The sequence below is a fragment of the Clostridium zeae genome, from assembly GCF_017312485.1.
GTDB classification, from domain to species: domain Bacteria; phylum Bacillota; class Clostridia; order Clostridiales; family Clostridiaceae; genus Clostridium_AR; species Clostridium_AR zeae.
The window spans coordinates 429,742-447,619 of sequence record NZ_BMBA01000003.1 but is presented as its reverse complement, the minus strand read 5'-3'; the positions used below and the strand labels follow the sequence as shown (position 1 = coordinate 447,619).

Here is a 17,878-nt window from a genome sequence, read left to right as displayed (position 1 = left end):
AAGTTATTTTAAGGAGGAATTCAAAAATGGCAAAGTCTAAATTTGAAAGAAATAAGCCACACGTAAATATCGGAACAATAGGACACGTAGATCACGGTAAGACAACATTAACAGCAGCAATAACATCAGTATTAGCAAACAAGGGATTTGCAGAAGCATTTAAGTATGACGAAATAGATAAGGCACCAGAAGAAAAAGAAAGAGGAATCACAATCAATACAGCACACGTTGAGTATCAAACAGAAAACAGACATTACGCTCACGTTGACTGTCCAGGACATGCTGACTATGTTAAGAACATGATAACAGGAGCAGCACAAATGGATGGAGCTATATTAGTTGTATCAGCAGCAGATGGCCCAATGCCACAAACAAGAGAACATATACTACTAGCATCAAGAGTAGGTGTTGACTATATAGTAGTATTCTTAAATAAAGCAGATATGGTTGATGACGAAGAATTATTAGAATTAGTTGAAATGGAAGTTAGAGAATTATTAAGCGAATACAACTTCCCAGGAGATGACATTCCAGTAATAAAGGGATCAGCATTAAAAGCATTAGAAAACCCAACAGATGAAGCTGCAACAGCTTGTATCGCTGAGTTAATGGATGCAGTAGATAACTATATCCCAACACCAGAAAGAGCAACAGATAAGCCATTCTTAATGCCAATAGAAGATGTATTCACAATCACAGGTAGAGGAACAGTTGCAACAGGAAGAGTTGAAAAGGGAATACTACATGTAGGTGAAGAAGTAGAAATAATCGGTTTATCAGAAGAAAGAAGAAAAGTAGTAGTAACAGGAATAGAAATGTTCAGAAAGTTACTAGATGAAGCACAAGCAGGAGATAATATAGGAGCTCTATTAAGAGGTGTTCAAAGAGCAGACATCGAAAGAGGTCAAGTATTAGCAAAAACTGGATCAGTAAACCCACACAACAAGTTCGTAGGTCAAGTATACGTACTTAAGAAAGAAGAAGGCGGAAGACATACACCATTCTTCGATGGATACAGACCACAATTCTATTTCAGAACAACTGACGTAACAGGATCAATCAAGTTACCAGATGGAATGGAAATGGTTATGCCAGGAGACCACATTGACATGAACGTTGAATTAATCACTCAAGTAGCGATGGATGAAGGATTAAGATTCGCTATAAGAGAAGGTGGAAGAACTGTAGGTTCAGGTGTTGTTACTAGCATCATCGGCTAATATTCTTCACATTTAGTTAGTGTTAAATTATAATTTATATAAATTGTTTTGATTAGTACCGGTTGAACTTTCGGGAAATATGCCTGAATCTGAATACTAAAAATAGTTTGCGCAAACTAGGATTATTATTTAGAGTAAAGGAATGGTTCGAGTATATACTTAAACGTGAATTGATAAGCGCAATATTAATTCATAAGTTCAAAAAGGCCTTAAATAGCAAGTAAAGAGACGTCTTTACTTGCTATTTTTTTATTCTTTAAAAGATTATAATGAAGTAAGCTGGGTATAATTAGTTTAAGTGTGGTAAAAAATGTTTAGTGATTTTAATCTTGTACATATTAAAATGAATAGAAAAATAAATAATAAGCAAAATAAGAAAATGTGTAGTAATTTAACGGAATTTGAGGACAAATTTCAGAGAAAGTATAATAAATAGATTATTTAGCAAAGATGAAGTAAAAAGATAAAAAAAGCTTGAAAATCAAATTGGTTCATAGTATAATAAAGAAGTTGCAAAGCTAACAGTGATGAATCAAGAGGTTGCGGGACTTCCCGGTAATTCTTGATGAGTATGTCTGGATCTAGAATCCGACGACAGGGAATCTGTATTACTATTTCTAAAATTACGAAACACCCGGTGCAGTTTACAGAAGTTCCGCTGTTGTGCGTAAGAAGTAATGCGTACATGAAAAGGAGGGAAAGCAGATGTCAAAACAAAAAATAAGAATCAGATTAAAGGCGTTTGATCACACAATATTAGATCAATCAGCTGAAAAAATTGTTGAAACTGCTAAGGCTACTGGAGCAAAGGTTGTAGGACCAGTTCCACTACCTACAGAAAAAGATATTATAACAGTTCTTAGAGCAGTTCACAAATATAAGGATTCAAGAGAGCAGTTCGAAATCAGAACTCACAAGAGATTAATCGATATCGTTAATCCATCACCAAAAACTGTTGATGCGTTAATGAGATTAAATCTTCCAGCAGGTGTAGATATCGAAATAAAGCTTTAATTTTAGATTATAAGTTTTTATGATTTTGAACTATTATGATTGCTTGATAGTAATCCGCTAATAAGTTTAGGAGGTGTAACCACATGAAAAAAGCAATATTAGGAAAAAAGATTGGGATGACTCAAATATTTGATCAAAATGGAAAAGTTGTTCCAGTAACTGTTGTTGAAGCTGGTCCATGTGTAGTTGTTCAAAAGAAGACTGTTGAAAAAGATGGTTATGAAGCAATACAAGTTGGATTCGGTGATGTAAGAGAAAAGTTGGTTAACAAACCAATGAAAGGACACTTTGCAAAAGCTGGTGTTGCATTAAAGAGACGTCTTAAAGAGTTCAGACTTGAAGATGTATCAGCTTATGAAATAGGTCAAGAAATAAAAGCTGACTTATTCCAAGTTGGAGAAAAAATTGATGTTTCTGGTATATCAAAAGGTAAGGGATTCCAAGGAACAATAAAGAGATGGAATGGACACAGAGGACCAATGACTCACGGTTCTAAGTTCCACAGATCTGTTGGTTCAATGGGAGCTTCTTCAGATCCATCAAGAACATTTAAGAATAAGAAAATGCCTGGACATATGGGTGCTGAAAATACAACTGTTCTTAATTTAGAAGTTGTAAAAGTAATGCCTGAAAAGAATCTTATACTAATAAAGGGTGGTATCCCAGGTCCTAATAAGGGAACTGTAGTTATAAGAAACTCAGTTAAGGGTTAATTTTCTGTAGAAAGGAGGAATAATGATGCCTGTAGTAGGATTATTTAATAAAGAAGGACAAAAAGTTGGAGATTTCCAATTAAATGAAAATGTGTTCGGAGTTGAAATAAATGAACATGCAATGCATCAAGTAGTTGTAGCATTGCTTGCTAATAAAAGACAAGGAACTCAATCAGCTAAAACAAGAGCTGAAGTTTCAGGTGGTGGAATAAAGCCATGGAGACAAAAAGGAACTGGTAGAGCAAGACAGGGTTCAACTAGATCACCACAATGGGCACACGGTGGTATCGTATTTGCACCAAAGCCAAGAAGTTATAGAGTATCTATACCAAAGACTATGAGAAGAGTTGCTATGAAATCTGCATTAAGCAGTAAAGTAGTTGATAACAGCTTATTAGTTCTTGAAGGTTTAGATTTCGAAGCTCCAAAGACAAAGCAAGTTATTAGTCTTTTAAATGCTTTAGAAGCAAAGAAGACATTAATAGTAACTGCTGAATCAAACGAAAATGTATATAAATCAGCAAGAAATATTCCTGGAGTTGCAGTAGTTCCAGTAAATAATATTAATGTTTATGATTTATTAAAATATGATAAGCTAGTGATCACTAAAGATGCAGTAGCTAAGATTGAGGAGGTGTACGCATAATGAATTTAACAAGCCATGATATAATAAGAAAGCCAGTTATAACTGAAAAGAGTATGGCAATAATGGCAGAAAAAAAATACACCTTCATAGTTCATAAATCAGCAAACAAAGTTCAAATAAAGAAAGCTGTAGAAGAAGTTTTCGGCGTAACAGTTGAAGATGTTAAAACTATGAGAGTTGAAGGAAAGACAAAGAGAGTTGGCGTTCACATCGGAAAGAGAGCTGACTTCAAAAAAGCTGTAGTTAAATTAGCAGCTGATAGCAAAACTATTGAATTCTTTGAAGGAATGCAATAATAATAAAAGCAGTTATTGGTCGTAAGGCCAGATAAGCGTAAGAAGGAGGGAATTTAAATGGCAGTTAAGAAGTTTAACCCTACCACTCCATCCAGAAGAAATATGACTATGTCTACTTTCGAAGAAATAACTACTGATATACCTGAGAAATCACTTCTTGTATCATTAAGTAGTACTGGTGGTAGAAATGCACAGGGTAAAATAACTGTTAGACACCACGGTGGTGGAGCTAAGAGAAAATACAGAATTATCGATTTTAAAAGAAACAAAGATGGAATTACAGCAAAGGTTGCTACTATAGAATACGATCCAAACAGATCTGCTTATATAGCACTTGTTGTATATGCTGATGGTGAGAAGAGATACATACTTGCTCCAGTTGGATTAAAAGTTGGAGATGTAATAGTATCAGGACCAGAATCAGATATAAAACCAGGAAACGCTCTTCCTTTAAAGAACATTCCAGTTGGTACATTTGTACACAATGTAGAATTACAAGCTGGTAAGGGTGGCCAAATGGTTAGATCGGCTGGTACAGCTGCTCAGCTAATGGCTAAAGAAGGCGGATATGCTACTTTAAGATTACCTTCAGGTGAAATGAGATATGTTAGAATTGAATGCAGAGCTACTATAGGTACTGTATCAAACTTAACACATGAAATCATCAAGATAGGTAAAGCTGGTAGAAAGAGACACATGGGTTGGAGACCAACTGTAAGAGGATCTGTAATGAACCCAGTAGACCATCCACACGGAGGTGGTGAAGGTAAGTCACCAGTAGGTAGACCATCACCATTAACACCATGGGGTAAACCAGCTCTTGGATACAAGACAAGAAAGCATAAAAAATACTCTGATAGATTCATTATTAAGAGAAGAAACAAAAAGTAGTATGAAGAGAGTGCTTAATTCTCTTCATAGCTTACTAACTTATTCGGAAAGTGAAGGGAGGATATTCTAGTGAGTAGATCAACTAAAAAGGGACCTTTCGTGCATGCTGGTCTTATGAAGAAAATAGAAGAAATGAATCAAGCTGGTGACAAGAAAGTTGTAAAGACTTGGTCAAGAAGCTCAACTATATTCCCAGAAATGATTGGTCATACAATTGCTGTACATGACGGAAGAAAGCATGTTCCAGTTTATGTATCAGAAGATATGGTTGGACATAAATTAGGTGAATTTGCATTGACAAGAACTTTCAAAGGTCATGTTGATACAGAAAAGACTTCAAAGAGAAAGTAATAGCCTGGAAAGGAGGAACTTAGAATGGAAGCTAAAGCTATAGCTAAGTATGTAAGAATGTCTCCTTTAAAAGTAGGAGTTGTTCTTGATTTAATAAGAGGAAAAAATGTTAATGAAGCTTTTGCTATATTACAATACACTCCAAAAGATGCTGCTGAAGTAATAAACAAAGTACTTAAGTCAGCTGTTGCTAACGCTGAAAACAATCATAGTTTAGATGTTAGCAGATTATTTGTAGCACAAGCACATGTAGGTCAAGGACCAACATTAAAGAGATTCAGACCTCATGCTCAAGGTAGAGCGTTCAGAATAAACAAGAGAACAAGTCATATAACACTAGTTGTTAAAGAAAGAGCTTAATAGAAGGAGGGAAACAGATGGGTCAGAAAGTGCATCCTCATGGATTAAGAGTTGGCGTTATTAAGGATTGGAATGCTAAATGGTATGCTGATAAGAAGAACTTCGCAGACAATTTAGTTGAAGATCATCAAATAAGAACATTCGTGAAGAAAGAATTATACTCAGCAGGTATTTCTAAGATTGAAATCGAAAGAGCTGCAAAGAGAGTAAAATTAAATATATTCACTGCTAAACCAGGTGTTATCATCGGTAGAGGTGGATCTGGTATTGAAAGTCTAAAAGTTAAGTTAGAAAAGTTCATAAAAGAAAAGAACGTTCTAATTAACATAGTGGAAGTTAAAAGTGCTGAAGCTGATGCTCAATTAATGGCTGAAAACATAGCTTCACAATTAGAAAAGAGAATATCATTCAGAAGAGCAATGAAGCAAACAATACAAAGAGCTATGAAGACTGGAGTTAAGGGTGTTAAAACTGCTTGTTCAGGAAGACTTGGCGGAGCTGAAATTGCAAGAGCTGAATTTTATCATGAAGGAACAATTCCACTACAAACTTTAAGAGCAGATATAGATTATGGATTTGCTGAAGCAGATACAACTTACGGTAAAATCGGAGTAAAAGTTTGGGTTTACAATGGAGAAGTTCTTCCAACTAAAAAAGTAGAGAAAGAACAAGTAAACGCATAGTAAGAAAGGAGGAATAACATCATGTTAATGCCTAAAAGAGTAAAGCATCGTAAGGTACAACGTGGTAGAATGACAGGTAAAGCTACAAGAGGTAATTTCCTTGCGTACGGAGACTACGGAATTCAAGCTACAACTTGTGGATGGATAACAAGCAATCAAATAGAGTCAGCGAGAATAGCTATAAACAGATACATTAGAAGAGGCGGTAAGCTTTGGATAAAGATATTCCCTGATAAGCCAGTAACTGAAAAACCTGCTGAAACAAGAATGGGATCTGGTAAAGGTTCACCTGAATACTGGGTAGCAGTTGTTAAACCAGGTAGAGTACTATTTGAATTATCAGGAGTTCAAGAAGAAGTAGCTAGAGAAGCTATGAGACTTGCATCACACAAACTTCCTGTAAAGACTAAGTTCGTTACAAGAAGAGATTTTGAGGAAATGGGTGGTGAAGAATAATGAAAGCTACAGAATTAAAAGAATTAAGATCAAGCAATCCTCAAGATTTAAAGGTTAAATTAAACGACCTTAAAGCTGAATTATTCAATTTAAGATTCCAATTAGCAACTGGCCAATTGGAAAATCCAATTAGAATAAGAGAAGTTAAGAAATCAATAGCTCAAATTAAAACAATAATAAGAGAAGAAGAATTGAAGGCATTCCAACAATAGTCTGAAAGGAGGTTTGTCCTGTGGAAAGAGGATTAAGAAAAAAGAGAATAGGAAGAGTTGTTTCAGATAAAATGGATAAGACTATAGTAGTTGCAGTTGAAACTAAGGTAAGACATCCATTGTATGGAAAGACAGTAAACAGAACTACTAAGTTTAAAGCTCATGATGAAAATAATGAAGCAAAAGTTAATGATAGAGTACAAATAATGGAAACAAGACCATTATCTAAGGATAAGAGATGGAGACTTGTTGAGATAATTGAAAGAGCTAAGTAATTTGGCTTAAGTTTCGAAAGGAGGGTAATTCAATGATACAACAACAAACCTTACTTAAAATTGCAGATAATTCTGGAGCAAAGGAAATAATGTGTATCAGAGTTTTAGGCGGTTCAAAAAGAAAGTATGGTAACATCGGAGATATCATCGTTGCTAGTGTTAAAAGTGCAACACCAGGCGGAGTTGTTAAAAAAGGTGATGTTGTAAAAGCAGTTATCGTTAGGTCAGTAAGAGGACTAAGAAGAGCAGATGGTTCATACATCAAATTTGATGAAAACGCTGCAGTTATTATAAAGGAAGATAAGCAACCAAGAGGAACTCGTATCTTCGGACCAGTTGCTAGGGAGCTAAGAGATAAGGAATTTAACAAAATTTTATCATTAGCACCTGAAGTTCTATAATAGATTAGGAGGTGGCTAAGATGAAGGTACATGTAAGAAAAAACGACACTGTAGTTGTAATATCAGGAAAAGACTCAGGTAAAATCGGTGAAGTTTTACAAGTATCACCAAAGACAGGAAAAGTTCTTGTTAAAGGTGTTAACATAGTGAGCAAACATGAAAAACCAAGCAGAACAAACATGCAAGGTGGAATAATAAAAGTTGAATCACCAATATATAGTTCAAAGGTTATGCTATATTGCGATAAATGTAAAAACGCAACTAGAATAAGCCATAAGGTTTTAGAAGACGGAACTAAAGTAAGAGTATGTAAGAAGTGTGGAGAAACATTCTAGAATCTGAAAGGAGGTACAAAAAATTATGCCAAGACTTCAAGAAAAATATGAAAAAGAAGTAGTTCAAGCGATGATGGAAAAGTTCGGTTATAAGAATATAATGCAAGTTCCAAAGCTTGAAAAAATAATAGTTAACATGGGAGTAGGAGAGGCTAAAGATAATCCTAAAGCCCTAGAATCAGCTGTTAGTGACTTAACAATAATAGTAGGTCAAAAACCTATTATAACAAGAGCTAAGAAGTCAGTTGCTAACTTTAAGATCAGACAAAATATGCCATTAGGATGCAAAGTTACATTAAGAAAGGCAAAGATGTATGAATTTGCTGATAAATTAATGTCAATAGCACTTCCAAGAGTTAGAGATTTCAGAGGAGTTTCAAGTAAATCTTTTGATGGTAGAGGAAATTACTCACTAGGAATCAAAGAGCAATTAATATTCCCAGAAATCGAGTACGATAAAGTTGATAAGGTTAGAGGAATGGATATTATCTTCGTTACAACTGCAAATACTGACGAAGAAGCAAGAGAATTGTTAAGATTCTTGGGAATGCCATTCGCTCAATAATAAGGAGGGTTACGATGGCACGTAAAGCAATGATTGAAAAATGGAAAAAAGAGCCTAAGTTCCAAACTAGGGCTTATACTAGATGTAGATTATGTGGAAGACCACATTCTGTACTTAAAAAATTCGGAATTTGCCGTATCTGTTTTAGAGAACTTGCTTACAAAGGAGAAATCCCTGGATGCAAGAAGGCAAGCTGGTAAAATCATTGATGTAATGAAAGGAGGCACAATATAATGGTTATGACAGATCCTATAGCAGATTTGCTAACACGTATAAGAAACGCAAATGCTGTGAGACATGAAGTAGTAGAGGTACCTTCTTCTAACATAAAGAAGGCTGTAGTAAATTTATTATTACAAGAAGGTTACATTAAGAATGTTGAAGAGTACAATGATGGTGTTGTACCAATGTTAAGAATCGCTTTAAAATACGGTTCTAACAAAGAAAGAGTTATAACTGGATTAAAGAGAATCTCTAAACCAGGTTTAAGAGTATACTGTAAGAAAGATGATATTCCTAAGGTTCTTAATGGATTAGGAGTTGCAGTAATATCTACTTCAAAAGGTATAGTTGTTGATAGAGAAGCTAGAAAAGAAGGCCTAGGCGGAGAAGTTATTTGCTACGTATGGTAATTACTATCCCAAATAGATAGGTTAAGTATAAATATATTAGGTCGTTTATGCCAAAATACAGGAGGTGCAATTATGTCAAGAGTTGGTAGATTGCCGATAGCTATCCCTGCTGGCGTAACTGTTACTGTAACACCAGACAACGTTGTTACAGTAAAGGGTCCAAAGGGAGAGCTAGTTAAAGCTATGCACAAGGACATAACAATAGCAGTTGAAGACAACCAAGCGGTTGTTACAAGACCAAGTGATGTTAAAGAACACAGAGCTCTACATGGTTTAACAAGAGCTTTATTAAATAATATGGTTACAGGCGTAACTAATGGATTCCAAAAAACATTGGAATTAGTAGGTGTAGGTTACAGAGCACAATTACAAGGTAAGAAGCTTGTAATGAACCTTGGATACTCACACCCAGTAGAAGTAGAACCAGTTGATGGAGTAACTTTTGCTTTAGAGGGAACTACAAAAGTTTTCGTTCAAGGTATTGATAAAGAAAAAGTTGGTGCAGTTGCTGCTGATATAAGATCATGGAGAGAACCAGAACCTTACAAAGGTAAAGGTATTAAATACTCTGATGAAGTTATCAGACGTAAGGAAGGTAAGACTGGTAAGAAGTAATAGAAAGGAGTGAACCTTATGTTCAAGAAGGTAGACAGAAAAGCGTCAAGAGAAAGACGTCACCTTAGAGTACGTAAGAAAGTTTTCGGTACTTCAGCTAGACCAAGACTTTCAGTTTATAGAAGTGAAAAGAATATATATGCTCAAATAATAGATGATGTTAATGCTGTTACTTTAGCATCTGCTTCAACTCTAGATAAAGAGTTTACAGCAAAAGCTGGAAGCAATAAAGAAGCTGCAAAATTTGTTGGCGAATTAGTTGCTAAGAGAGCTGCTGAAAAAGGTATAACAGAAGTTGTTTTTGACAGAGGCGGATATGTATATCACGGCAGAGTTCAAGAATTAGCTAATGGTGCAAGAGAAGCAGGACTAAAATTCTAATAAGGAGGGAAATACATGAGAATCGATCCTAGCACACTAGACCTTAAAGAAAAGGTTGTTTTCATAAACAGAGTTACTAAGGTTGTTAAGGGTGGTAGAAACTTCAGATTCAGCGCTCTAGTAGTTGTAGGAGATGGCAACGGACACGTAGGCGTTGGAATGGGTAAGTCAATTGAAATACCTGAAGCAATTAGAAAAGGAATTGAAGATGCTAAGAAGAACTTAGTAGAGGTTGCTATAGTTGGAACAACAGTACCTCACCAAATATATGGTAAGTTCGGAACTGGTAAGGTTCTTATAATGCCAGCTACAGAAGGTACTGGAGTTATAGCAGGAGGCCCTGCAAGATCAGTACTAGAATTAGCAGGATTAAAGGATGTTAGAGCTAAGTCATTAGGTTCTAATAACCCAAGAAACATGGTTAACGCAACAATCAACGGATTAGCTAGCTTAAGAACAGCTGAAGATATAGCTAAGTTAAGAGGAAAATCTGTTGAAGAGATTTTAGGTTAGGAGGGATTAGGCGATGGCTAAACTAAAAGTAACATTAGTTAAAAGCTTAATAGGTAGAAAAAAGGACCATATCGCTACTGCAAATGCCCTTGGACTAAGAAAAATCGGTAAAACAGTAGAACATGATGAAACTGCTCAAATCAGAGGTATGATAAACAAAGTTGACTACTTGTTAAAGGTAGAAGAAGTTTAATAACAAGGAGGTGTACTTAAATGAAACTTCATGAGTTAAAACCAGCTGCTGGAAGCAAAAAAGCTCCAAAGAGAGTAGGTAGAGGTACTGGTTCAGGATTAGGAAGAAACGCTGGTAAAGGTGAAAAGGGTCAAAATTCAAGATCTGGTGGTGGTGTTAGACCAGGATTTGAAGGGGGCCAAATGCCACTTTACAGAAGACTTCCTAAAAGAGGATTTACAAACATATTTGCAAAAGAATATGTTACAATCAATGTAGATAGATTAAACATATTTGAAAATGGAACAGAAGTTACTCCAGATTTATTACTTGAAAGAAGAGTAGTAAGTAAGGTGCTTGACGGAGTTAAGATATTAGGAAACGGAAATGTTGAGAAGAGTTTAACAGTAAAAGGTTGCAAGTTCTCAAAATCAGCGGCTGATAAAATAGTTGCTGCTGGAGGAAAAGTTGAGGTGATCTAATAATGCTATCAACCCTACGTAATGCCTGGAAGGTTCCGGAGTTAAGAAAAAGATTAATATGGACTTTTGTATTAGTTGCAATTTTCAGGATAGGAAATCATATTCCTGTTCCTGGAATTGATACATCTAGTCTTGATAACCTTACTAAGTCCGGAAGTTTATTTGGATTCTATGATTTAATTTCTGGTGGTGCTTTTAAAAGATTTAGTATATTTGCATTAGGAGTTGTTCCTTATATAAATGCATCAATCATAATGTCGTTGTTGAATATTTCTATTCCTCAGCTTGAGCAACTTTCGAAAGAAGGTGAAGAGGGAAGAAAGAAAATACAAAAGATTACTAGATATGCATCTATAGCATTTGGTTTTATAACAGCGTATGGTACTTATGTTCTTATTCATAATTTAGGAGCATTAAAAACTGATACACCTTTTAATACATTTTTAATAATGTTAACATTGGTAGTTGGTTCAACCTTCTGTATGTGGTTAGGAGACCAAATAACAGTTAAAGGTATAGGAAATGGTATTTCACTTTTAATATTTGTAAATATTATTTCTAGATTCCCTCAGACTTTAAGTGCTGTATTAGGTACTCAAAGTAAAGGGGACACAAATATAGTTGAAGTATTTTTATTAGCTGTAGCAGCACTTGCTTTATTAGCAGCAGTTATATTCTTATCTCTTTCTGAGAGAAGAATAACTGTTCAATATGCTGGAAAAGCAGTTGGTGGAAAAGTTTATAAAGGGCAATCAACTCATATTCCTTTAAGCTTAATAGGATCAACAGTTATAGCAATAATTTTTGCTATGTCAGTAATGCAATTCCCAACTGTAATTGCTCAGTTTTTCCCAACAAAGGGATGGGCTCAGTGGATTCAGGCTGGAACCTGGAGTCCTTTCAATAAAGATAAATGGTTATACCTAGTGATTTACGCTGTATTAACTATATTCTTTACTTGGTTCTATACTCAGGTTACATTTAAACCAGATGAAATGTCTGAGAATATGCATAAATCAGCTGGGTTTATTCCTGGAATAAGACCTGGCCAACCAACAGCAGATTATTTAACAAGACTTTTAGATAGAATCTCATTATTAGGTGGTATTTTTGCTGCAATTATAGCAGTATCACCACTATTAGTTGAAAATTATACAGCTTTTAAGGGTCTTTCATTTGGGGGAACATCTCTCCTAATATTAGTTAGTGTTTCGCTTGAAGTTATGAGACAATTGCAATCTCAACTTGTTATGAGACATTACCAAGGATTCCTTAAATAGATTAAACAATGGAGATGATGCCCGTGAAAATAGTATTATTAGGTCCTCCTGGTGCAGGAAAGGGAACACAGGCAAAATCAATAAGTAATAGATACTCCATTCCACATATATCTACTGGTGACATATTTAGAAAGAATATTTCTGAAAACACACCTTTAGGTGTAGAAGCTAAAAAATATATTGATGATGGTCAACTCGTGCCAGACGATGTGACTATCAATATGGTTAAAGATAGGCTTCAGCAAGAAGACTGTAAAAACGGATATCTATTAGATGGTTTTCCTAGGACAGTTCATCAAGCAGAGGCATTACAGTTATTTTTACAGGATAGAGGAGAAAACTTGGACACATCTTTATGCATTGATGTTCCAAAGGAATTTATTTTAGAAAGAATGACTGGTAGGAGAGTTTGTCCATCGTGTGGAGCTAGTTACCATGTAAAATTCAACCCACCAATAGTAGCTAGTAAGTGTGATGTTTGCGGAAGTGATATCATTCAGAGAAAAGACGATGCAGAAGAGACCGTTAGGGAAAGACTAGATGTCTATGAGAGACAAACACAGCCACTGATTGATTTTTATAGCAATAGAGATATGCTGTCAGTTGTTGATGGTACAAAAGCAATCAATGAGGTCTTTGAAAGTATCTGTCGCATATTAGGGAGCGATAAGTAATGATTATATTAAAAAATGATAATGAAATCGACCTAATGAGAAAAGCAGGAAGACTTCTTGGAGAAGTATTATTACTTCTAGAAGGAAATATAAAACCAGGAATAACTACAGCTGAACTAGATAAAATTGCAGAAGAATTTATAACTAAGCATGGAGCAAAACCATCTTTTAAAGGCTTATATGGATTTCCTAGTTCACTTTGTATATCGGTTAATGAAGTTGTAGTTCATGGATTTCCAGGAAAGTACAGATTAAAAGAAGGGGATATAATAAGTGTTGACGGTGGTGTCTTTTTAAATGGATATCATAGCGATGCTGCTAGAACCTTTGCTGTAGGTGAAATTTCTGATCAAGCAAGAAAATTAATAGATGTTACCAAAGAAAGTTTCTTTAAAGGGATAGAAAAAGCTCATGTAGGAAATAGATTAACAGATATATCTTATGATATTCAGCAATATGTTGAATCAAACGGATTTTCTGTAGTACGTGATTATGTAGGACACGGCATTGGTAAGGATGTGCATGAGGATCCTGAAGTTCCTAATTTCGGGCGTCCGGGTAGAGGTCCTAAACTTACTGAAGGTATGGTTTTAGCAATTGAACCTATGGTTAACATAGGGGATTACCATGTTAAAACATTATCTGATGATTGGACTGTAGTAACAGTTGATGGTAGCTTGTCAGCACACTATGAGAATACTGTAGCTATATTACCGAATGGCCCTGAAATATTGACACTGATAAAATAAATACGTGTTGCTTAGTTATAAATTCACATCTTGCCATTTTATTGGCTATGTTGATTTATGGCTAAGGTAATCATCGAGGTGAAAACTTTGCAAAAAGACACTTTAATTGGCAAGATGGTATTTTCAAAAGCGGGAAGAGATGAAGATAAACCTTATATAATTGTTGATCAGTTAAATGAGGAATATGTTCTGCTTGCTAATGGAAATACGAAAACATTAGAAATGCCAAAGAAAAAGAAACTAAAACACTTAGTTTTAACTAATAAAGTGGATGAACATGTTAAGGAATGTATATTATCTAAAGATAATACTACAGATCTTAAATTAAAAAGATTTTTAAAACTTAATGGCATTGTCAAGGAGGTCTGATTACCTTATGTCAAAAGATGATGTAATAGAAATGCAGGGCGTGGTGCTAGAAGCACTACCAAATGCTATGTTTCAAGTTGAGTTAGAAAGCGGACATAAGATATTAGCACATATTTCAGGAAAGCTTAGAATGAACTTTATAAGAATTCTACCAGGAGATAAAGTTACTATTGAACTTTCTCCATATGATCTAACTAGAGGTAGAATAACTTGGAGAGCGAAATAACATTCTTAAGTAATTTTAATATTTTGTGTTAACAAATCAAATTAATAGCAATCAAATTTTGCTAGCGAAAATACTATTCAGAGTAGTTTAAAGATAATATAAGATATTATCTTTGAGCCTCTAAAGGAATATGAGGAGGGTTAGCGATGAAGGTAAGACCATCAGTTAAGCCTATTTGCGAAAAGTGCAAAGTTATAAGAAGAAAAGGAAGAGTAATGGTAATCTGTGAAAATCCTAAGCACAAGCAAAAACAAGGCTAATAAGAAAATATAAGAAATAAAAAATAATTTGCGTTAGTATAAAAGTATTTGTTGACTTTTTGCTAAAACTAAAATAAGATTATATAGGTATTTTCTTAATGCTAATAAATTTTAGGGCGGCTGACTATAGGCGTTACCTATAGACCTAAGATTTTTTATATAAAATATGAATTAAAAACTTTAGTAAACGCATTTCAATTACCAGGAGGTGTAACTTTTAATGGCAAGAATAGCAGGTGTTGACCTACCAAGAGAAAAAAGAGTTGAAATAGGTCTAACTTATATATATGGAATAGGACTACCTACTTCACACAAAATTCTTGAAGCAACAGGAGTAAATCCTGATACAAGAGTTAAGGATCTTACTGAAGAAGAAGTAAACGCAGTAAGAGATTACATCAACAAGAACTTAAATGTTGAAGGTGATCTAAGAAGAGACATTGCGTTAAACATTAAGAGATTAGTTGAAATTGGTTCTTACAGAGGAATTAGACACAGAAGAGGTCTTCCAGTAAGAGGTCAAAAGACTAAGACTAATGCTAGAACAAGAAAAGGTCCTAAGAAGACTATAGCTAACAAGAAGAAATAGTGAGGAGGGAAGACAATGGCAGCTCAAAAGGTTAAGAAGACAAGAAGAAGAAAAGAGAGAAAGAATGTTGAACATGGTGCTGCACACATCAAGTCAACTTTCAATAACTCTATTGTTACTTTAACTGATGTTCAAGGTAATGCATTATCATGGGCAAGTGCAGGTGGATTAGGTTTTAGAGGCTCAAGAAAGAGCACTCCATATGCAGCTCAAATGGCAGCAGAGACTGCTGCTAAGGCAGCAATGGAACACGGTTTAAAGAGTGTTGAAGTTTATGTTAAAGGTCCAGGAGCTGGTAGAGAAGCAGCAATCAGATCTTTACAAGCAGCAGGTCTTGAAGTTACATTAATAAAAGATGTTACTCCAATACCACACAACGGATGTAGACCACCAAAAAGAAGAAGAGTATAGTTTACGTAATTAGGAGGTGTAATTAATGGCAAGATATACTGGAGCTACATGCAGATTATGTAGAAGAGAAGGTATGAAACTATTCCTTAAAGGGGATAGATGCTATACAGACAAATGCGCATTTGTTAGAAGAAGTTATGCACCAGGACAGCATGGAGCTAGCAAGAAGAAACTTTCTAACTATGGCGTACAATTAAGAGAAAAGCAAAAAGCAAAGAGAATATATGGTGTTCTTGAAAGCCAATTCTCAACATACTATAAAAGAGCTGAAAAATTAAGAGGAATTTCAGGTGAAAACCTATTAAGACTTCTTGAGTTAAGACTTGATAATGTTGCATTCAGATTAGGATACGGCGCATCAAGAGTTGAAGCTAGACAATTAGTTAACCATGGTCATTTCTTAGTAAATGGCAAGAAGGTTGACATTGCATCATACAAATTATCAGTAAATGACGTTGTAACTGTATCAGAAAAAAGCAGAGCTTCTGAAAAGTTCAAAGTTTTTGCTGAAAATCCAAAGCCATTACCAAAATGGTTAACAGGAAACCCTGACAACTTTGAAGGAAAAGTTGTAGCTGAGCCTGCAAGAGAGGACATCGATGTTCCAGTTAATGAAACACTGATCGTCGAATTATACAGCAAGTAAAAGTAATATTTGTATAGGTTTTTTAATCTTTGCAGATATAGGATCAGTTGCCCTCATAATAAGGTTGCCATTTTATATAAAAGGAGGGTTTGTTAATGTTAGAAATAGAAAAGCCAATAATCGAATGTGTTGAATCTAGCGATGACGGTACTTATGGTAAATTTGTTATTGAACCGCTAGAAAGAGGTTATGGAACAACTCTTGGTAATGCATTAAGAAGAATATTACTTTCTTCTTTACCAGGAGCTGCACCAACATCAGTAAAAATTGATGGTGTAGTTCATGAGTTCTCTACAGTAACTGGTGTTAAGGAAGATGTTACAGAATTAATTCTTAATATGAAGTCCTTAGCTCTTAGAATGACTGGAGATGGCCCAAAGACTATATACATTGATGCAAAAGGACCTGGAGTAGTTACAGGTGCTGATATAAAGACTGATGGTGATGTAGAAGTTGTTAGCGAAGATTTACATATCGCGACTTTAGATGAAAATGCTAAGTTGTATGTGGAGATTACCGTTAATAGAGGAAGAGGGTATGTTTCCCAAAATAAAAATAAGAGCGACAATCTTCCAATAGGTTCTATAGCAATGGACTCAATATATACACCTGTAAAGAGAGTTAATTTCACAGTTGAAAATACTAGAGTTGGCCAAATCACAGATTATGATAAGTTAACTTTAGAAGTTTGGACTAATGGAACAATAAAGATTGAAGAAGCTATAAGCTTATCTGCAAAGATTCTTATAGAGCACTTCAAATTATTTATGACTCTTACAGACAACACTAATGATGTTGAAATAATGATCGAAAAAGAAGAAGATAATAAAGAAAAAGTACTTGAAATGACTATAGAGGAGCTTGATTTATCAGTTAGATCATATAACTGTTTAAAGAGAGCTGGTATAAACACTGTTCAAGAGCTTGCTCAACGTTCAATGGATGATATGATGAAGGTAAGAAACCTTGGTAAGAAGTCCCTTGAAGAAGTTGAAAGAAAGCTTAAAGAATTGGGTTTAGGTCTTAGATTAAATGACGAGTAGGTAAGGAGGTAAAGCTATGGCAGGATATCGTAAGTTAGGTCGTCCTACTGATCAGAGAAAAGCTATGCTAAGAAACCTTGTTACAAGCTTCTTAAAGCATGGTAAAATAGAAACAACTGAAACAAGAGCTAAAGAAGCTAGAAGTCTTGCAGAGAAAATGATCACTCTTGCTAAAAGAGGAGATCTTCATGCAAGAAGACAGGTTTTGTCTTTTGTTACTGAAGAAGCAGTAGTGAAGAACTTATTTGAAAATGTTGCTCCAAAATACACTGAGAGAAACGGTGGTTATACAAGAATGTATAAAGTTGGCCCAAGAAGAGGCGACGGAGCTGAAATAGTTATACTTGAATTAGTATAATTTACTGGGGATTAAGTTACGGCTTAGTCCCCATTTTAACATATAAATTTATTTAGATGT

General features: G+C 34.9%; 33 protein-coding genes. All 33 read left to right on the top strand.

What is annotated here, in order from left to right:
- Positions 1–26 precede the first annotated feature (26 nt).
- A complete protein-coding gene (gene tuf, locus J3477_RS16835) occupies positions 27–1,220 on the top strand; it encodes an elongation factor Tu (RefSeq protein ID WP_206871100.1) in 1,194 nt (397 codons plus the stop codon).
- Positions 1,221–1,925: 705 nt separating this feature from the next.
- Positions 1,926–2,234, top strand: a complete 309-nt coding sequence (rpsJ, locus tag J3477_RS16830) for a 30S ribosomal protein S10 (RefSeq protein ID WP_206871099.1) — start codon at positions 1,926–1,928, stop codon at positions 2,232–2,234.
- Positions 2,235–2,317: 83 nt separating this feature from the next.
- The gene (gene rplC / locus J3477_RS16825; protein WP_206871098.1) at positions 2,318–2,947 is read left to right on the top strand and encodes a 50S ribosomal protein L3; all 630 of its coding nucleotides are present in this window, start codon (positions 2,318–2,320) and stop codon (positions 2,945–2,947) included.
- Between the two features lie 25 nt (positions 2,948–2,972).
- Entirely contained in the window at positions 2,973–3,593 is a 621-nt protein-coding gene (gene rplD, locus J3477_RS16820; RefSeq protein ID WP_206871166.1) for a 50S ribosomal protein L4, read from the top strand.
- The gene (gene rplW, locus J3477_RS16815) at positions 3,593–3,889 is read left to right on the top strand and encodes a 50S ribosomal protein L23 (RefSeq protein ID WP_206871097.1); all 297 of its coding nucleotides are present in this window, start codon (positions 3,593–3,595) and stop codon (positions 3,887–3,889) included. The genes rplD and rplW overlap by 1 nt, the downstream gene beginning before the upstream one ends.
- A 57-nt stretch (positions 3,890–3,946) precedes the next feature.
- Positions 3,947–4,780 (top strand): 50S ribosomal protein L2, encoded by an 834-nt coding sequence (gene rplB / locus J3477_RS16810; RefSeq protein ID WP_206871096.1) that lies wholly within the window; start codon positions 3,947–3,949, stop codon positions 4,778–4,780.
- Positions 4,781–4,849: 69 nt separating this feature from the next.
- Positions 4,850–5,131, top strand: coding sequence for a 30S ribosomal protein S19 (gene rpsS / locus J3477_RS16805; protein ID WP_206871095.1), 282 nt, complete (start codon positions 4,850–4,852; stop codon positions 5,129–5,131).
- Positions 5,132–5,155: 24 nt separating this feature from the next.
- Positions 5,156–5,491 carry a 50S ribosomal protein L22 gene (rplV, locus tag J3477_RS16800; protein WP_183279207.1) on the top strand — a complete coding sequence of 112 codons (336 nt, stop codon included), beginning with the start codon at positions 5,156–5,158 and terminating at the stop codon, positions 5,489–5,491.
- Positions 5,492–5,508: 17 nt separating this feature from the next.
- Complete coding sequence (gene rpsC / locus J3477_RS16795; protein WP_206871094.1) at positions 5,509–6,174, top strand: 30S ribosomal protein S3; 666 nt, start codon at positions 5,509–5,511, stop codon at positions 6,172–6,174.
- Positions 6,175–6,195: 21 nt separating this feature from the next.
- Complete coding sequence (gene rplP / locus J3477_RS16790) at positions 6,196–6,630, top strand: 50S ribosomal protein L16 (RefSeq protein ID WP_183279205.1); 435 nt, start codon at positions 6,196–6,198, stop codon at positions 6,628–6,630.
- Positions 6,630–6,842: a 50S ribosomal protein L29 gene (rpmC, locus tag J3477_RS16785; RefSeq protein ID WP_200271879.1), complete on the top strand. Its 213-nt coding sequence runs from the start codon at positions 6,630–6,632 to the stop codon at positions 6,840–6,842. Before rplP ends, rpmC begins: the two co-directional genes overlap by 1 nt.
- Before the next feature lie 20 nt (positions 6,843–6,862).
- On the top strand, positions 6,863–7,117 hold the full coding sequence (rpsQ, locus tag J3477_RS16780; protein ID WP_183279203.1) for a 30S ribosomal protein S17: 255 nt from the start codon (positions 6,863–6,865) through the stop codon (positions 7,115–7,117).
- A 32-nt stretch (positions 7,118–7,149) separates the two neighbouring features.
- Entirely contained in the window at positions 7,150–7,518 is a 369-nt protein-coding gene (gene rplN, locus J3477_RS16775; protein WP_183279202.1) for a 50S ribosomal protein L14, read from the top strand.
- A gap of 20 nt (positions 7,519–7,538) precedes the next feature.
- Entirely contained in the window at positions 7,539–7,853 is a 315-nt protein-coding gene (gene rplX, locus J3477_RS16770) for a 50S ribosomal protein L24 (protein WP_206871093.1), read from the top strand.
- Between the two features lie 25 nt (positions 7,854–7,878).
- On the top strand, positions 7,879–8,418 hold the full coding sequence (gene rplE / locus J3477_RS16765; RefSeq protein ID WP_206871092.1) for a 50S ribosomal protein L5: 540 nt from the start codon (positions 7,879–7,881) through the stop codon (positions 8,416–8,418).
- 14 nt (positions 8,419–8,432) lie between these two features.
- Positions 8,433–8,618 (top strand): type Z 30S ribosomal protein S14, encoded by a 186-nt coding sequence (locus J3477_RS16760; protein WP_128211285.1) that lies wholly within the window; start codon positions 8,433–8,435, stop codon positions 8,616–8,618.
- A gap of 33 nt (positions 8,619–8,651) precedes the next feature.
- Positions 8,652–9,050 (top strand): 30S ribosomal protein S8, encoded by a 399-nt coding sequence (gene rpsH / locus J3477_RS16755; protein WP_183279199.1) that lies wholly within the window; start codon positions 8,652–8,654, stop codon positions 9,048–9,050.
- Between the two features lie 72 nt (positions 9,051–9,122).
- Positions 9,123–9,665, top strand: coding sequence for a 50S ribosomal protein L6 (rplF, locus tag J3477_RS16750; protein WP_206871091.1), 543 nt, complete (start codon positions 9,123–9,125; stop codon positions 9,663–9,665).
- A gap of 18 nt (positions 9,666–9,683) precedes the next feature.
- Positions 9,684–10,046 (top strand): 50S ribosomal protein L18, encoded by a 363-nt coding sequence (rplR, locus tag J3477_RS16745; RefSeq protein WP_183279197.1) that lies wholly within the window; start codon positions 9,684–9,686, stop codon positions 10,044–10,046.
- 15 nt (positions 10,047–10,061) lie between these two features.
- Positions 10,062–10,559: a 30S ribosomal protein S5 gene (gene rpsE / locus J3477_RS16740; RefSeq protein WP_206871090.1), complete on the top strand. Its 498-nt coding sequence runs from the start codon at positions 10,062–10,064 to the stop codon at positions 10,557–10,559.
- Between the two features lie 13 nt (positions 10,560–10,572).
- Positions 10,573–10,752 (top strand): 50S ribosomal protein L30, encoded by a 180-nt coding sequence (gene rpmD / locus J3477_RS16735; RefSeq protein WP_200271870.1) that lies wholly within the window; start codon positions 10,573–10,575, stop codon positions 10,750–10,752.
- Between the two features lie 20 nt (positions 10,753–10,772).
- The gene (rplO, locus tag J3477_RS16730) at positions 10,773–11,213 is read left to right on the top strand and encodes a 50S ribosomal protein L15 (protein WP_206871089.1); all 441 of its coding nucleotides are present in this window, start codon (positions 10,773–10,775) and stop codon (positions 11,211–11,213) included.
- A 2-nt stretch (positions 11,214–11,215) separates the two neighbouring features.
- Positions 11,216–12,493, top strand: a complete 1,278-nt coding sequence (gene secY / locus J3477_RS16725; RefSeq protein ID WP_206871088.1) for a preprotein translocase subunit SecY — start codon at positions 11,216–11,218, stop codon at positions 12,491–12,493.
- Between the two features lie 23 nt (positions 12,494–12,516).
- The gene (locus tag J3477_RS16720) at positions 12,517–13,167 is read left to right on the top strand and encodes an adenylate kinase (protein ID WP_206871087.1); all 651 of its coding nucleotides are present in this window, start codon (positions 12,517–12,519) and stop codon (positions 13,165–13,167) included.
- The gene (gene map, locus J3477_RS16715) at positions 13,167–13,916 is read left to right on the top strand and encodes a type I methionyl aminopeptidase (RefSeq protein ID WP_206871086.1); all 750 of its coding nucleotides are present in this window, start codon (positions 13,167–13,169) and stop codon (positions 13,914–13,916) included. The genes J3477_RS16720 and map overlap by 1 nt, the downstream gene beginning before the upstream one ends.
- Positions 13,917–14,003: 87 nt before the next feature.
- Positions 14,004–14,285, top strand: coding sequence for a KOW domain-containing RNA-binding protein (locus tag J3477_RS16710; protein WP_183279192.1), 282 nt, complete (start codon positions 14,004–14,006; stop codon positions 14,283–14,285).
- A gap of 7 nt (positions 14,286–14,292) precedes the next feature.
- The gene (gene infA / locus J3477_RS16705) at positions 14,293–14,511 is read left to right on the top strand and encodes a translation initiation factor IF-1 (RefSeq protein WP_005212092.1); all 219 of its coding nucleotides are present in this window, start codon (positions 14,293–14,295) and stop codon (positions 14,509–14,511) included.
- A 146-nt stretch (positions 14,512–14,657) separates the two neighbouring features.
- A complete protein-coding gene (gene rpmJ / locus J3477_RS16700) occupies positions 14,658–14,771 on the top strand; it encodes a 50S ribosomal protein L36 (protein WP_039312872.1) in 114 nt (37 codons plus the stop codon).
- A gap of 220 nt (positions 14,772–14,991) precedes the next feature.
- Positions 14,992–15,360 carry a 30S ribosomal protein S13 gene (gene rpsM / locus J3477_RS16695; protein WP_128211295.1) on the top strand — a complete coding sequence of 123 codons (369 nt, stop codon included), beginning with the start codon at positions 14,992–14,994 and terminating at the stop codon, positions 15,358–15,360.
- A gap of 15 nt (positions 15,361–15,375) precedes the next feature.
- Positions 15,376–15,771 carry a 30S ribosomal protein S11 gene (rpsK, locus tag J3477_RS16690; RefSeq protein WP_128211296.1) on the top strand — a complete coding sequence of 132 codons (396 nt, stop codon included), beginning with the start codon at positions 15,376–15,378 and terminating at the stop codon, positions 15,769–15,771.
- Positions 15,772–15,796: 25 nt separating this feature from the next.
- The gene (gene rpsD, locus J3477_RS16685; RefSeq protein WP_200271860.1) at positions 15,797–16,417 is read left to right on the top strand and encodes a 30S ribosomal protein S4; all 621 of its coding nucleotides are present in this window, start codon (positions 15,797–15,799) and stop codon (positions 16,415–16,417) included.
- A gap of 95 nt (positions 16,418–16,512) precedes the next feature.
- Entirely contained in the window at positions 16,513–17,460 is a 948-nt protein-coding gene (locus tag J3477_RS16680; protein ID WP_183279190.1) for a DNA-directed RNA polymerase subunit alpha, read from the top strand.
- Between the two features lie 16 nt (positions 17,461–17,476).
- On the top strand, positions 17,477–17,818 hold the full coding sequence (rplQ, locus tag J3477_RS16675; protein WP_128211299.1) for a 50S ribosomal protein L17: 342 nt from the start codon (positions 17,477–17,479) through the stop codon (positions 17,816–17,818).
- Positions 17,819–17,878: the final 60 nt, after the last annotated feature.

Bases quoted from the DNA above. Each gene is read 5' to 3' on its own strand.
- map (WP_206871086.1), top strand. From the start codon at position 13,167: ATGATTATATTAAAAAATGATAATGAAATCGACCTAATGAGAAAAGCA.
- J3477_RS16680 (WP_183279190.1), top strand. From the start codon at position 16,513: ATGTTAGAAATAGAAAAGCCAATAATCGAATGTGTTGAATCTAGCGAT.
- rplR (WP_183279197.1), top strand. From the start codon at position 9,684: ATGTTCAAGAAGGTAGACAGAAAAGCGTCAAGAGAAAGACGTCACCTT.
- rplD (WP_206871166.1), top strand. From the start codon at position 2,973: ATGCCTGTAGTAGGATTATTTAATAAAGAAGGACAAAAAGTTGGAGAT.
- rpsK (WP_128211296.1), top strand. From the start codon at position 15,376: ATGGCAGCTCAAAAGGTTAAGAAGACAAGAAGAAGAAAAGAGAGAAAG.
- rplQ (WP_128211299.1), top strand. From the start codon at position 17,477: ATGGCAGGATATCGTAAGTTAGGTCGTCCTACTGATCAGAGAAAAGCT.
- J3477_RS16760 (WP_128211285.1), top strand. From the start codon at position 8,433: ATGGCACGTAAAGCAATGATTGAAAAATGGAAAAAAGAGCCTAAGTTC.
- infA (WP_005212092.1), top strand. From the start codon at position 14,293: ATGTCAAAAGATGATGTAATAGAAATGCAGGGCGTGGTGCTAGAAGCA.
- rpmC (WP_200271879.1), top strand. From the start codon at position 6,630: ATGAAAGCTACAGAATTAAAAGAATTAAGATCAAGCAATCCTCAAGAT.
- rplB (WP_206871096.1), top strand. From the start codon at position 3,947: ATGGCAGTTAAGAAGTTTAACCCTACCACTCCATCCAGAAGAAATATG.
- rpmD (WP_200271870.1), top strand. From the start codon at position 10,573: ATGGCTAAACTAAAAGTAACATTAGTTAAAAGCTTAATAGGTAGAAAA.
- rplN (WP_183279202.1), top strand. From the start codon at position 7,150: ATGATACAACAACAAACCTTACTTAAAATTGCAGATAATTCTGGAGCA.
- rpsJ (WP_206871099.1), top strand. From the start codon at position 1,926: ATGTCAAAACAAAAAATAAGAATCAGATTAAAGGCGTTTGATCACACA.
- rpsH (WP_183279199.1), top strand. From the start codon at position 8,652: ATGGTTATGACAGATCCTATAGCAGATTTGCTAACACGTATAAGAAAC.
- rplX (WP_206871093.1), top strand. From the start codon at position 7,539: ATGAAGGTACATGTAAGAAAAAACGACACTGTAGTTGTAATATCAGGA.
- tuf (WP_206871100.1), top strand. From the start codon at position 27: ATGGCAAAGTCTAAATTTGAAAGAAATAAGCCACACGTAAATATCGGA.
- rplF (WP_206871091.1), top strand. From the start codon at position 9,123: ATGTCAAGAGTTGGTAGATTGCCGATAGCTATCCCTGCTGGCGTAACT.
- secY (WP_206871088.1), top strand. From the start codon at position 11,216: ATGCTATCAACCCTACGTAATGCCTGGAAGGTTCCGGAGTTAAGAAAA.
- rpsC (WP_206871094.1), top strand. From the start codon at position 5,509: ATGGGTCAGAAAGTGCATCCTCATGGATTAAGAGTTGGCGTTATTAAG.
- rpsD (WP_200271860.1), top strand. From the start codon at position 15,797: ATGGCAAGATATACTGGAGCTACATGCAGATTATGTAGAAGAGAAGGT.
- rpsE (WP_206871090.1), top strand. From the start codon at position 10,062: ATGAGAATCGATCCTAGCACACTAGACCTTAAAGAAAAGGTTGTTTTC.
- rplC (WP_206871098.1), top strand. From the start codon at position 2,318: ATGAAAAAAGCAATATTAGGAAAAAAGATTGGGATGACTCAAATATTT.
- rplP (WP_183279205.1), top strand. From the start codon at position 6,196: ATGTTAATGCCTAAAAGAGTAAAGCATCGTAAGGTACAACGTGGTAGA.
- rplO (WP_206871089.1), top strand. From the start codon at position 10,773: ATGAAACTTCATGAGTTAAAACCAGCTGCTGGAAGCAAAAAAGCTCCA.
- rplV (WP_183279207.1), top strand. From the start codon at position 5,156: ATGGAAGCTAAAGCTATAGCTAAGTATGTAAGAATGTCTCCTTTAAAA.
- rpmJ (WP_039312872.1), top strand. From the start codon at position 14,658: ATGAAGGTAAGACCATCAGTTAAGCCTATTTGCGAAAAGTGCAAAGTT.
- rpsM (WP_128211295.1), top strand. From the start codon at position 14,992: ATGGCAAGAATAGCAGGTGTTGACCTACCAAGAGAAAAAAGAGTTGAA.
- rplE (WP_206871092.1), top strand. From the start codon at position 7,879: ATGCCAAGACTTCAAGAAAAATATGAAAAAGAAGTAGTTCAAGCGATG.
- rplW (WP_206871097.1), top strand. From the start codon at position 3,593: ATGAATTTAACAAGCCATGATATAATAAGAAAGCCAGTTATAACTGAA.